This is a genomic window from Actinacidiphila acididurans (assembly GCF_016918855.1).
GTDB lineage: Bacteria > Actinomycetota > Actinomycetes > Streptomycetales > Streptomycetaceae > Actinacidiphila > Actinacidiphila acididurans.
The window spans coordinates 221,324-234,162 of the sequence record NZ_JADKYB010000011.1 but is presented as its reverse complement, the minus strand read 5'-3'; the positions used below and the strand labels follow the sequence as shown (position 1 = coordinate 234,162).

The window sequence follows — 12,839 nt, the reverse complement described above, 5'->3', positions numbered from 1 at the left end:
CGCTCGTGAACTGCTCGCGGGCCGCCCTCGGATCGCCCGCGGCCGACCTCGTAAGCACCGCGGAACGGCCCGCGGTCACAGCCAGTTGCGGGCCCTGGCGCGTACGCCGGCCTGGAAGCGGCTGCGGGCGTCGAGGCGGGCCATCAGGTCGGACATCATGCGGCGGGCCGTACGTAACGAGACACCCATCGTGCGGGCCGCGACCTCGTCGGTGACGCCTTCCCCGAGCAGCCGCAGCAGCGCCCGCTCCGAGTCGCTCACGTTGGCCTTGGCCGGTTCGCGGGCGCAGCCGAAGGGGCTGCCCATCGCCCAGGTCTGCTCGAACAGCGCGGTCAGGGCGGTCAGCGTGCCCCGCCCGCTGAGCACCACCGCGCCGGCCGCGGTCTCCTCGGGGTCCACCGGCAGCACCGCGAAGCGGCGGTCGAAGATCACCATCCGCAGCGGGAGGGTGGGCAGGGTGCGGATCTCGCCGCCGGCGGTGGCCACCCACTGCGCGTACCGGCGGGTCGCGGGATGGTTGTTGACGCTGTCCAGGTACATCCCGCGCAGCGCGACCCCGCGGCGGATCGCCCGTTCGTCCACCGGCCGGGAGGCGGCGAGGGCCTCCTCGCGCTGCGCCCCCATGCAGAAGGCGGCGATCTCCACCTCGGCGGAGGCGGCCAGCTCCTCGATCCGGCTGCGCACCTCGTCCACGCCGGTGAGCCGTTCCAGCTCGACGGACTTCTGGTCGGAGTAGAGCGCGCTGTACTCGGCCATCAGCTCCTGCGCCGCGGCCCTGCTGCGGGCCAGCTCGCGCTGCCGGTTCAGCACCTCGTCCTCCTGCTCGGCGACCAGCGCCTGCAGGCCGATCTCGGGGCTGATCGGCAGCAGCCGGTCGGGATCCTGCCAGGAGGTGCGCACCAGGCGCAGTTCCGTCAGCCGGCTCACGCAGTCCCGTACGTGCTGCGGTGCCAGCCGGGTCTCCGTGACGAGCTGCTGCTCGGTGCGCCGCGGCGCGCGCAGCAGTGCGCGGTAGACCGTTTCCGTATCGGCATCGAGTCCCAGTCGCTCCAACACCACGCCCCCGTGTATCAGAACCTTCCCGCCCCGCTGGAGCAGTGAGGCATTCTACCGAGCGCGCAACCCCGAAAGAGGCCCAAAAGGGCCCAGAAAAGCAGAAAACCCCTGCTCAGAGGGGTTTTCCGGTGGTGTCCGAGGGGGGACTTGAACCCCCACGCCCTGTAAAGGGCACTAGCACCTCAAGCTAGCGCGTCTGCCATTCCGCCACCCGGACTCGGGTAGACGCCGCCGCTGTGTGATCGGTCGCGGCGACGACCCCCACGATACCAAGGATTGGCGGTGCTCCTCACCTGCGTTTGACTGGGGCGCCGGTCCAGGTCGGGCCCAGGTCGGACGGGGTGGACCGGGCCGGCCGGACGGGCCGACGGACGGGTCAGGCGCGGGGGCGGGCGGCGATGGCGCGGTGGTGGCGGACCACCTCGTCGATGATGAAGGTGAGGAACTTCTCCGCGAAGGCCGGGTCGAGCTTGGCCTCGGTGGCCAGCCGGCGCAGCCGGGCGATCTGGTCGGCCTCGCGGGCCGGGTCGGCGGGCGGCAGGTCGTGCGCGGCCTTGAGCTCGCCGACCTGCTGAGTGCACTTGAAGCGCTCCGCGAGCAGATGGACGAGCGCCGCGTCCAGGTTGTCGATGCTGCCGCGCAGCTCGCGCAGCCGTTCACGTGCCTGCTCGTCGCCCGCGAGAGTGTGGTCCGCGGTCGGCTGGTCATTCATGGGGTATGCCATCCCTGATGGGTCCGTGCTGCTCCACTGCGAAGTCGCGTTCACCCTATGGCACGCTGCATGGTGGGGGTTCGGGTTCGGCCGCGGGCACGTTTCGGCAGTGCGTACGGCGCCCCGCACAGCCCCGCGCGTACGGCGTCATCCGCACGCGGACCCGGCACCCGGGCCCGCGAGACACGACGGGACCGGTAGGACATGGGACGAGTCACCGAACGGCGACGGGTACTGCGGATCCGGGCCGGCGCCCAGGATCACCGGGCCGACACCCTGGTGGCGGAGGAGCCGCTGGAGATACGGCTCAACGGCCGCCCGCTCGCGATCACCATGCGCACGCCCGGCGACGACTTCGCGCTCGCCATCGGCTTCCTGGTCAGCGAGGGCGTGGTGGCCCGCGCGGACGAGGTCGCCTCGGTGGTGTACTGCGCGGGGGCCACGGTGGACGGCTCGAACACCTACAACGTGGTGGACGTGGCCCTCGCGCCCGGCGTGCCGGTCCCGGACATCACCCTGGAACGCAACGTCTACACGAGTTCCTCCTGCGGGCTGTGCGGCAAGGCCAGCCTGGACGCGGTCCGCACCGCGACCCGGCTGCCGATCGACCCGGACGCGGGGCCGCGGCCGACCCCGGAACTGCTCGCCTCGCTGCCGGACCGGCTGCGCGCGGGTCAGGCCGTCTTCGACCGGACCGGCGGCCTGCACGCCGCCGCGCTGTTCGACGCGGAGGGCGAACTCCTCGACGTCCGCGAGGACGTGGGCCGGCACAACGCGGTGGACAAGCTCGTCGGACGCGCGCTGCGAGCGGGCGAACTGCCGCTGGCCGACCGCATCCTGATGGTGTCGGGCCGGGCCTCCTTCGAGCTGGCCCAGAAGGCGGTGATGGCCGGCATCCCGGTCCTGGCCGCCGTGTCCGCGCCGTCCTCCCTCGCGGTGGACCTCGCCGCCGAGTCGGGGCTGACCCTGGTCGGCTTCCTGCGCGGCGACTCCATGAACGTCTACGCCGGCGAGGACCGTATCGATCTCTCCTCCCGCACGAACGCCGTCTCGGGAGCCGTCCGGTAGGCGCCCGGCAACCGCTGGGCGGGCGCCCGTGAGCCGCCCGGCGCCCCCGGTACAGCCCAACCGCCGGAGCCCGGAACGGCGTTGTGACGGGTGAGTCGGGCGGGAGCCGAGAGGGTGGAGCGGCCGTGACCGGGCCGGGCAGATTTGGTGGAGATCGGCCCTCCTCGCGGGCCCGGCCGAACTCACGGCATGATGCAAACACCCTTGGCACGACCGGGTTTGCGTACCCCACCAGCACAAACGTCCGAAAAACCGGCGTCACTCACGCCCCTCCCGTTCCTGCGGGGGATCGGGTAGCTTACGGGCCCGCACCGAGCGGTCCTAGGAGAGCACCCGTTGCGTCAGTTCACCGTCCCTCCACTGGCCACTTCACCCCAGGCGGGCGGCTTGGCGGATGCCGTGTACGGCAACGCTCAGCACAGCCCGGACGTCGTGGTGCTCGGCCGGTCGGACGGGCAGGGCGGCTGGCTCGACGTCACCGCCGCGCAGTTCCGCGACGAAGTGCTCGCGGTCGCCAAGGGTCTGCTCGCCGAGGGCATCCGGTTCGGCGACCGCGTGGCGATCATGTCCCGTACCCGCTACGAGTGGACGCTGTTCGACTTCGCGTTGTGGTCGATCGGCGCGCAGTCGGTGCCGGTCTACCCGACGTCCTCCTCCGAGCAGGTGCGCTGGATGCTGCACGACTCGGGCGCGGTCGCGGCGATCGTGGAGCACGAGGACCACGCGATGACGATCGGCGCGACGGTGGACGAACTGCCGCTGCTCTCCCGGCTGTGGCAGCTCGACGCGGACTGCGTGGCCGAACTGTCCGCGGCCGGCCGCCACATCACCGACGACGTGGTGGAACGGCACCGGCTGGCGGTCACCCCCGACGCCATCGCCACCGTCATCTACACCTCGGGCACCACCGGCCGGCCCAAGGGCTGCGTCATCACGCACGGCAACTTCATGGCCGAGACGGACAACGTGGTGGCCCGCTGGGAGCCGGTGTTCGCCAGCAAGCCCGGCGAGGAGCCGTCCACCCTGCTGTTCCTGCCGCTGGCGCACGTCTTCGGCCGGATGGTCGAAGTGGCGGCCGTCCGGCACCGGATCCGGCTGGGCCACGAGCCGAGCATGGCCGCGGCCGACCTGATCCCCTCCTTCGCGTCCTTCCGGCCCACCTTCGTCCTCGCCGTGCCCTACGTCTTCGAGAAGGTGTTCCAGGCCGCCCGCCGCAAGGCCGAACGCGGCGGCAGGCTCGGCCCGTTCGACAAGGCGGTGGAGATCGCGGTGCGCCACGCCGAGGCGATGGAGGCCAAGGCGTTCGGCACCGGTCCCGGTCCCGGCACCAGCCTGCGGATGCAGCACCAGCTCTACGACAAGCTCGTCTACAGCAAGGTGCGCGACGCGCTGGGCGGCCGGGTCCGGCACGGCATATCCGGCGGCTCGGCGATGGAACGCCGGCTCGGCCTGTTCTTCTGCGGCGCGGGCGTGACCATCTACGAGGGCTACGGCCTGACCGAGTCCACGGCCGCGGCCGTCGCGAACCCGCCGGAGCAGACCAGGTTCGGCACGGTGGGGCTGCCCGTACCCGGCACCACGGTGGCGCTGGCCGAGGACGGCGAGATCTGGCTCAGGGGCGGGCAGATCTTCGAGGGCTACCTCAACAACGAGAAGGCCACGGCCGAGGTACTCCGCGAGGGCTGGCTGGCCACCGGCGACCTCGGCGCCCTTGACGAGGACGGCTACCTGACGATCACCGGCCGCAAGAAGGAGATCCTGGTCACCAGCGGCGGCAAGAGCGTTTCGCCGATCCCCCTCGAGGACCGCGTCCGCGCCCACCCGCTGGTCGCCCAGTGCGTGTGCGTCGGCAACAACCGCCCCTTCGTCGCCGCCCTGGTCACCCTCGACCCGGAGGCCGTCCAGCACTGGCTCACCATCCGCGAGAAGCCCCTGCTCGGCCCGGCCGAACTCGTCCGCGATCCCGACCTCGAGACCGAGATCCGCCGCGCCGTGGTGGCCGCCAACACGCTTGTCTCCCAGGCCGAGTCGATCCGAACGTTCCGCATTCTGGCGACCCAGTTCTCCGAGGAGCGCGGCACGCTCACGCCTTCCATGAAGCTCAAGCGGCGGGCTATCGAGACCACTTACGCTCGCGAGATCGAGGCCCTCTACCACGCCTGAGGCCCGCCCGGCGGCGGGCCGGTTCGCCCGGAGTATCCTGCGCCCGCCTGGCGGCGGGCGGTTCGCCGGGAGTAGTCAGGGGCGCGGGGCTGTAGCCGATATGCGGCTGGCGCCGCGCGGGCGCGAGCAACCCTCCCCCAGAGCCTTCGGCCTGGGAGGCACCCCCACCGTGGCGGGGGTGGCCACCGACCCGAAGGGGCAGTTGCTGTCGTGTTCGGACCTCCCCCAGAGCCTTCGGCCTGGGAGGTGCCCCCAGCCGTCAGTGGCTGAGCGCGCAGTTCCCCGCGCCCCTGGGTGTTCCGGGCGAATTCAGTCCGCGCAGAGCGCCGAGAGGTCGAGTTCCTCGGCCGCGCCCGGGCGGAAGGCGAATTCGGGCTCGGGGGTCCACTGACCCCCGTCCAAGCGGACCGTGCGGACGGCGAGCGTATGGCGGGCGCCTTCCCGGAAGAGGAACACCTCGTTGTAGCCGTTGCGTTCCTCCGTCTCGCTGCTGGCCAACGCCGGGGCCCCGGCGATACGTACGGTCCAGGGCCGCCCGGCGCCGAGCAGACGTTCGGCGGCGCCGAAGGCGAGATGGGTGTGGCCGTGGAGGACAAGTGCGGTGGCGGAGCCGGAAAGCGCCCGTTTGGCCCGGCCAGCGTTGACCACCCCGGAGTAGGGCGCGACCTCCACCGTCGGGACCGGGGAGAGGGGGTGGTGCAGCGCAGCCACGGTCACCCAGCCCTCCTGCGCCGCGAGGCGATCCAGCACGGCGCTGTTGACGACGCCCGGGTCGAGCCGTTCGAAGTCGTGGACGATCGCGGCGACCGCGTCCTCGTCGGCGGCGCGGCCGGCCGCCAGGTACGCCTCGTGGACGGCGCGCAGCCGGTCGCGGTCGGTGTCGCGGGCCACCTCGCCGCCGGATTCGGCGCTGCCGAGCAGGGCGAAGCGCAGCCCCACCCGGGGATAGGCCACGTAGAGCCGGCGGTCGGCCGGGTCGGGCAGGTGCAGGTCGGGGTGCGGGTAGTCGGCGAAGACGTCGGCGAACCACTGGTGGCGGGCCTGCGGCGACGGGTCGAGGGCGAGTTCCCAGGACACGTCGTGATTGCCGCCGACCAGGACGATCGTGGGTTCGCCGCGCAGGTCGCGGTGCGGGGCGAGCAGTCCGGCCAGCTCGCGCAGCCACTCCCGGGCGGACTGCCCGTACGCGTCCTGCGGCCGGTTGACGACGTCGCCGGTGACCACGATGAGGTGCGGGGCGCGGCCCTGGGCGCGGAGTTGGCGGACGTGGTCGAGGTAGCCGTCCATGGGGGTGCCGGCGCCGGCCAGCGTGGCGATCTTCTGGCCGGCCTGCGAGCCGTCCTTGGCGTCCACGGTGTCGCGCAGCCGCCCGCCGTGGTGCAGGTCGGAGATGTGGTGGACGCGCAGCACCTCGGGCAGGTGCCGGGTCAGCACCGGGTCGGCGGCGAGCTCGCGGTCGGGCTGCCCGAGGGTGCCGGGCGGGGTCAGCCCGGCGGCGCGCCAGCGTGCGGCCCGCAGCGCGGCGCGGTGCCCGGGCGCCAGGCCCTGCTGGAACCACTGCTCGATGTAGGCGTGCTGGTCCTCGGCCGTCTCGACCGCCGCGGCGGCCAGCGCTTCCGGGTCCGCGCGCAGGCCCGGGTGGTCCTCGCCGGTGCGCAGGGCGAGTTCGAGCAGGAAGGGGGTGTGCAGCCAGGCCGGCTCCGCCTGCCGCAGCCGGGCGGCCAGGTCCGGGGCCCAGCCGGGGGCGCGGCCGGTCATCCGGGCGCACTCCTCGTCGGTGAGGGCCGGCGGGCGGATCACGTCCTTCCAGGCGTCGGCGCTCAGGTGCGGCAGCAGCAGGGCGCTCTCGGCCGGGGTGAGCAGGACCAGCGGCACCGCCCCGGTGCGGCGCACCCGGCCCAGTCCCTCGGCGAGCACCGCCGGGTCCAGGGCGCCCGGGCCGAGCGCGGGCTCGTCGACCACGACCAGGGTGCCCGGGCCGACCGGCGGGGCGGCGCGGCCGCCGGTGAGCACGCCGAGCCGGCTGCGCCTGACGTCGGCGGCCTTCCTGAGGTCGACCACGACCGTGGTGCGTGGGTCCCGTAGCTGCGCCAGGCCGTGGGCCAGCCAGGTCTTGCCGGCCCGGCGGCCCAGCACGACCAGCCAGGTCTCGCTGTTGGGGGCGCCGGCCTCGGCGAGCGGCCGCACCCAGCCGGGCACCGGCCACCCGGCGGCGGTGCCTGCGGCCGGCCCGGGCAACCGGATGTCCAGCGCGGGCTCGTAGGAGCGGCTGGGCCGGAAGACGCTCATCCTGACTCCCCGTCGCGCAACGAGATGGAGTTCCTGGCGATCCAGCCGAGGAACGGGCGGTCGTCGAGCCACTGCTCCCCCGGCCGCAGCAGGCCCACCTCACGCAGGTCCTGGCGCTGGGCGAGCGAGGCGTCGGTGGGCATGGTGCCGGGCGCGGTCAGCAGCGCGGCCCGCCCGGCCGGGCCGATCTCCGCCCAGCGGGCCGCGAAGTGATGCGTCCAGTCGTCCAGCAGCCGCTGGTCGAGCAGGGACTGCAGCGCGTCGGTGCCGGTGAGCGGGCCCAGGTCGTTGCCCTGCACGGACCGCACGACCGCGTCGCCGGCGACCTGGAGGTAGAACGGCCAGGTGCCGACGTGGTCCACGATCCGCGCGGCGGTGGTGTCCCGGCCGAGGTTGACGCCGAGGTTGGCGGCGGTGCCGGACAGGAAGTCCACGGCCGCGTCGGTGTCCAGCGGGCCGAGCGGGCGGGCGTTGACGTCGTTGCCGAAACTGGAGCCGGGCAGGGTCAGCGCGTGCCGGACCACGGCCCGCCAGTCCTTCTCGGTGCCGGTGTAGACCAGCCAGGCGCCGGCCTGGCCGAGGTCGCGCAGCCAGGAGACGGCGGCCGGGCCGTAGCCGGCCAGCCGGCCCACCTCGTCCAGCAGGAACATCAGCCGCGCCGAGCCGGTGCCGGCCGCGGCCTTGTCGAGCAGCGCCTCGGCCGGGGAGGCGGCCTCGCGCACCTCCCGGTCCAGGATCGCGGCAAGGGCGTCGGGACTGTCGACAGCGCCGCCTGCCTGCGGCACCACCAGGGCGTGCACCGCGCGGAAGCCGTCGGCGACCATCCGCCGGGACAGCTCCTCCAGCACCCAGGTCTTGCCGGCCCGGCGCGGGCCGAGCAGCGCGGCGGACGCGCCGGTGGCGTGCCGGTCGCGCAGCCAGGCCAGCACGTCCTCCCGGCCCACCGGGCGGCCCCGGCCGGCTCCGACGTGGAACTGGTCCGCGGCCCTGGGCGTGTCCTCGATCCGGAACGGCCGCCGGGTCTCGGGCACATCGGCGTCCCGGGCCCGTACCTCGACGGCGAGGCGGTCCAGGGCGTCGGTCTGGCCGCGGGTGGTGGGCACCCCGTCCAGCAGCGCGATCTGGACCTCCGCGGCGGAGAACGGGCGCAACGCCCGGCCCGGGTTCAGCCGGACCGGGGCCGTCGCCCGGCCGAGGGCGAGACCGGCCCAGTCCTCCCTGCGGGAGCCGAGGTCGAGCAGCAGCCGGTCGCCGACCAGGGACGCGAACCGGGAGTTGGTCAGCAGCCGGACCTCCCCCGTCACGATCACCCGGACCCCGGCCGAGGGCCCCTCCCGCAGCAGCCGGGTCATCTCGTCCACCATCGATCCGCCGTCCCATTCCTCGGCGCAGGCGACGAACTCCTCCCAGCGGTCGATCAGCAGCACCAGATACGGCAGCCGGCGGGCGACCGGCACGGCCTGGCGCTGGCTGGTGACGTCGGCGAAGCCGCCGGCCGCCAGCAGTTCGCGGCGCGAGTAGACGGTGGCGGTCAGCCTGCCGATCAGCCGGGCCAGCCGCTCGGGCCGGTAGCGGTTCACCACAGCCCCGCAGTGCGGCAGTTCGGCCAGCGCCTGGAGCGCGCCGTCCCCGGCGTCGACCGCGAACAGGTGCACGTCGGCGGTGCTGTGCCGGCGCGCGACGGAGGCGGCGAAGGTGCGCAGGAACTGCGAGCGGCCGCTGCGCGGGGCACCGACCACGGCCAGCGCGGAGTCGGAGACCAGGTCGAACACCGCGGTCCGCCGGTCGAGTTCGTCGGGCACGTCCTCCAGCCCGTACGGCACCGGCGCCAGGTCGCGGCCGGTGGTCGGGAGCGGCGGCAGGTCGCCGAGGGTGATCGAGGGCGGCAGCGGCGGCGGCAGCGGCCCGGGCACCTGCGGTACGTCCAGCAGGTCCGCGGCCCGCGTGACCGCCTCGGCGAGCCGGTCCAGGTCGGTGGGGGTGTCGTACGGGAGCGGGAGCGGATCCGCGGGCGGGGGCGTCGCGCCGGCCGCGTCCAGCTCCCGTACGAGGACCGCGGTGTCCTCGGCGGTGATCCCGCCGGCCCAGGCGGTCTGGATCTCGACGAGGTCGGCGGTTCCGGTACGGACGAACGCCCGGCCGGGAGCGCTGCGGGGGATGTGCCCGGCGTCCGGCGCGTCGATCACGTCGACGCTCTCGGCGCTGTCCACGACCCGGAGCGCCACCCGCAAATTGGTGAGCGCCCGCAGGTCGGTGGAGACGACGCCTGCCGGCCGCTGGGTGGCCAGCACCAGGTGGACGCCGAGCGACCTGCCGCGCTGGGCGAGGTTCGCCAGGCCGGCCACCAGCTCGGGGAACTCCCGTACCAGGGAGGCGAATTCCTCCACCACGACGACCAGCCTGGGCAGCGCCGGCAGGGCCGGGTCGCGCTCGCGCAGGTATTGGTAGTCCTCCAGGTCCTTGGCCCGGGCGGCGACCAGTCGGCTCTCACGCTCGCGCAGGGCAGCCGCCAGCCGGGTCAGGATCCGGTTCGCCGCGACGCTGTCCAGGTCGGTCAGCAGGGTGGTGACGTGCGGCAGTTCGGCGAGCGGGCCGAAGGCGGCGCCGCCCTTGTAGTCGATGAGGACGAACTGCAGCTCGTCGGGCCGGTTCGCGACCGCGAGCGAGGCCACCCAGGCGCGCAGGAACTCCGTCTTGCCCGAGCCGGTGGCACCGGTCACCAGGGCGTGCGGGCCGTGCCGGCGCAGGTCGAGCTCGAACGCCCCGCCTTCGCCTCGCCCGACGGCGGCCGAGGTGGACCGGGGCCTGGTCTGCCAGCGGGCGGCGATCACGGCCGGGTCGGGCGGCTCCAGGTCCAGCAGTTCCAGCAGCGGACCGGTCCGCAGGTCCCGGGCCCGCCGCTCGGTCTCCGCGTCCCGTATCGGCGCCAGCGCCCGGGCGACCTCGTCGAACCAGGACCGGGGCGGCAGGTCGGGCAGGATCCGTACGGGGCGCCCGCGGGCCGCGGTGTACAGCGGCCGGTCCGTCAGTGTGATGTCCGCGCCGCACTGCGGCGGCAGTTCCGGCGCTCGCGCCGCGGTACAGATCACGTACACGCCCGCCGAGGGTCCCCGCTCGATGAGCTGGCGGATCCCCGGCACGGTCCACAGGGCCCGCACCCCGTCCAGGATCAGCAGGACGGCCGGGCGGCTTCCGGCGTCCGGGGAGTACGGACCCTGCTGTCGGGGACCGCCGGGGTCCGCGGGCCCGGCACCGGACCCGTATCCGCCGGGTTCACGCAGCAGGGCGAGCAGTTCGGGCATCTGAGCCGCGACGCTCTCCCGGCCGGCGTACACGCGCGGCCGGTCGTCCCGGTCGAACTCGGTGCCGGACCGCGGCAGCCAGCGCAGCCAACGCCAGTCCGCGGCGGCCTGCTCGTCGGCGGCCAGCACCCGCAGCACCACGTCCTGCGGGCGGTGCAGGACGGCGGTTTGAGCGGCGAGCCAGGCGGCGGCGCGGTGCACCCGGTCGTCACTGCCGGCGAGACCGATGACACCGTGACGGGTCAGGTCGACGGCCCTGGCCTCGGGATCCCGGCCCACCGGGGCCGGCAGCGGATCCGGCGGATCCGTGGGGCCGGACACTGCGGACTCCTGTCGTGCCGACTCACCGACCGCGGTGTCGGACAGGAGCAGGCCGCAGCGCAGACGCAGGAAGTCCTTGTCGACCGGCCGGCGTTCCCACATCAAGCGGCCGCCGACCGCCCGGCGGATCTCCACCGGGCCGGGCAGCGTCCGGCGGCGGGCGGTCGGTTCGCCGGCCGGCGGCTCGGGGCGGCGTCGGCCGGGCAGCCGCAGGCCGGATCTCAGGGGGCGCCTGCCGGGGCGGGTCTCCTCGTCCACCGGGACGGCGGTGACGCGTAACCGGCGAGGCGGTCGGTTGAACCACCTGGTACCGCCCGGGCCGACCTCGGCGTACCCCTCGGGCTCCCCGTCCTGCACCGCGGGTCCGAACTCCAGGCAACGGTCGTGGATGGTCAGCAGGGCGCCGGAGGGCCATGGGTACGCCTTCCCGCCCTCGATCGCGAGGCCGGGGTTGCGCTGCCGGAAGCCGGTCGGGCGCAGGAGCTGACCGTCCAGCGCCATCGGTCCGCCGTGGATGGCCGCGACGTCCAAGCGATCACCACCGTTCATGTGCAGCACGAACGTGGCCGAGCGGTGGCGCGTGTCCGGGACGCCCCCCATCGGGATCACGACCAGCTCCCGCTGCGTGCTCCGTGAGATGCGTACGACCCGTCCCGCGTCCGTGCCGGCCACCACGCGCAGCTCGAACTCGCCGTCCGGCACCACGCCCCGCTCGTCCGGCGCCCCGAACCCCACCCGCACGCCGTCGCGCAGCGGGGACCGGCCGAGCGTCAGGTCCGGGTCCAGGGCCAGACGCCCGGCGTACAACCGGCCCTGCTCGACCGGTTCGCCGACGGCCTTCGACCCGTCGAAGACAAAGCGGAACGTCCGGGGGGCCGTCCCGTCCTCCGGCGGCTCCCCCCACCGCACGGCGAACCGCCGGTACACCTCCGCGATCGGCGTGGAGTCCGGCGCCGTGAGTGCGATGTCGTGTTCCGTGCCGTCGTGGAGGACGACGGTGAGCAGGCGGCGCATCACGCCCCCGGGACTCCCGGGGCGCCGGGCAGGCGGTCGGCGCCGGCCGGGAGGGCGCCCTGTTCGTTGAGCTGGCGGGTGCGGGAGCGGAATTCGGTCTGCCAGTCGGCGGTCTCGGTGTCGATCTGCTGGCGCACGGCGTTGACCAGGCGGGCGATGAGGGTGAGTTGGCGTTCGACCTCGGAGGGCTGGAGCCATTCGCCGGGGCGGGCGGAGGCGCGGCCGGCCCGCAGCACGTCGGTGGCCCATTCCAGGCGGACCGCGTTGAGTTCGGCGCGGATCGCGTGGGCCACGGCGATGTCCCGCATCCAGCTCGACGAGAGCCCGAAGAAGTGGTCGAAGCCCTTGCAGCCGGCGGCCAGCGCCAGCAGGACGTATCCCCAGCCCTGGCCGGAGCCGCCGGCCGCGGCGGTGCCCAGCGGGATCGCGGTGCCGGCCACGGCGAAGGCGATGGCCAGGCCCTGGAGCAGCCGGGAGCCGGTGCGCTTGCGCTTCTTGTCCCGCAGATACCAGTCGATGGCGTCCTCGGCGCCCTGCTCGGCCCAGGTCCGCAGCGCGGCGAGGGCCTCGCGCTGGGAGTGCCAGTCGTCCGACTCGACCTCGGGGAAGGGCCGCAGTTGCAGGTCGCGGGGCCGGCGGGCGGGCAGGAGCCGACGACGGGTGCGGCGGCGGGACGCGGTGGCGGGGGCGTCGCTCGCCCCGCTCGTGGCCAGTGCGCCCGTGCCGGCCGCCGTGACGGCGGCGCCCGCGCTCTCGCTCCCGAGCGTCATCGCGCTGCTTCCCCCTTCGGCCCGGCCCGGCACCGAAAGGCACCGGATCCGTAACGAACTCCGATTCCGTGAGCGTATCGGCTGCGGTCGCGGCGCGTACACGGATATGCGGACCAGGTGAGCGGTGGGGCCGCGCAGGCCCGC

Annotated in this window: 7 protein-coding genes and 1 tRNA gene; 2 read left to right on the top strand and 6 right to left on the bottom strand. The window is 74.3% G+C overall.

Features of this window, described 5'->3' with window-relative positions:
* Positions 1 to 75 precede the first annotated feature (75 nt).
* The 3 genes from ITX44_RS21650 to ITX44_RS21640 all read right to left on the bottom strand — a co-directional run bounded on the left by ITX44_RS21650 (position 76) and on the right by ITX44_RS21640 (position 1,768).
* On the bottom strand, positions 76 to 1,059 hold the full coding sequence (locus ITX44_RS21650) for a hypothetical protein (RefSeq protein WP_205358943.1): 984 nt from the start codon (positions 1,057 to 1,059) through the stop codon (positions 76 to 78).
* A 126-nt stretch (positions 1,060 to 1,185) separates the two neighbouring features.
* Positions 1,186 to 1,273 (bottom strand) — tRNA-Leu (locus ITX44_RS21645).
* A gap of 159 nt (positions 1,274 to 1,432) precedes the next feature.
* On the bottom strand, positions 1,433 to 1,768 hold the full coding sequence (locus ITX44_RS21640) for a chorismate mutase (protein ID WP_205358942.1): 336 nt from the start codon (positions 1,766 to 1,768) through the stop codon (positions 1,433 to 1,435).
* A gap of 204 nt (positions 1,769 to 1,972) precedes the next feature.
* On the opposite strand from ITX44_RS21640, the gene fdhD reads away from it, so the two are divergent.
* The gene (gene fdhD, locus ITX44_RS21635; protein WP_205358941.1) at positions 1,973 to 2,836 is read left to right on the top strand and encodes a formate dehydrogenase accessory sulfurtransferase FdhD; all 864 of its coding nucleotides are present in this window, start codon (positions 1,973 to 1,975) and stop codon (positions 2,834 to 2,836) included.
* Between the two features lie 336 nt (positions 2,837 to 3,172).
* Complete coding sequence (locus ITX44_RS21630; protein ID WP_205358940.1) at positions 3,173 to 4,999, top strand: AMP-dependent synthetase/ligase; 1,827 nt, start codon at positions 3,173 to 3,175, stop codon at positions 4,997 to 4,999.
* Positions 5,000 to 5,308: 309 nt separating this feature from the next.
* On the opposite strand, the gene ITX44_RS21625 is transcribed toward ITX44_RS21630, so the two are convergent.
* Genes ITX44_RS21625 through ITX44_RS21615 form a run of 3 tightly spaced genes read right to left on the bottom strand, consistent with a single transcriptional unit; the run spans position 5,309 to position 12,695 of the window.
* Positions 5,309 to 7,288, bottom strand: coding sequence for a metallophosphoesterase family protein (locus ITX44_RS21625; RefSeq protein WP_205358939.1), 1,980 nt, complete (start codon positions 7,286 to 7,288; stop codon positions 5,309 to 5,311).
* Positions 7,285 to 11,925 (bottom strand): FtsK/SpoIIIE domain-containing protein, encoded by a 4,641-nt coding sequence (locus tag ITX44_RS21620; RefSeq protein ID WP_236061260.1) that lies wholly within the window; start codon positions 11,923 to 11,925, stop codon positions 7,285 to 7,287. The genes ITX44_RS21625 and ITX44_RS21620 overlap by 4 nt, the downstream gene beginning before the upstream one ends.
* Complete coding sequence (locus ITX44_RS21615) at positions 11,925 to 12,695, bottom strand: SLATT domain-containing protein (protein ID WP_205358937.1); 771 nt, start codon at positions 12,693 to 12,695, stop codon at positions 11,925 to 11,927. The genes ITX44_RS21620 and ITX44_RS21615 overlap by 1 nt, the downstream gene beginning before the upstream one ends.
* Positions 12,696 to 12,839: the final 144 nt, after the last annotated feature.

Coding starts and splice junctions, on each gene's coding strand:
- fdhD (WP_205358941.1), top strand. CDS start 1,973: ATGGGACGAGTCACCGAACGGCGACGGGTACTGCGGATCCGGGCCGGC.
- ITX44_RS21620 (WP_236061260.1), bottom strand. CDS start 11,925: ATGCGCCGCCTGCTCACCGTCGTCCTCCACGACGGCACGGAACACGAC.
- ITX44_RS21640 (WP_205358942.1), bottom strand. CDS start 1,768: ATGAATGACCAGCCGACCGCGGACCACACTCTCGCGGGCGACGAGCAG.
- ITX44_RS21615 (WP_205358937.1), bottom strand. CDS start 12,695: ATGACGCTCGGGAGCGAGAGCGCGGGCGCCGCCGTCACGGCGGCCGGC.
- ITX44_RS21625 (WP_205358939.1), bottom strand. CDS start 7,288: ATGAGCGTCTTCCGGCCCAGCCGCTCCTACGAGCCCGCGCTGGACATC.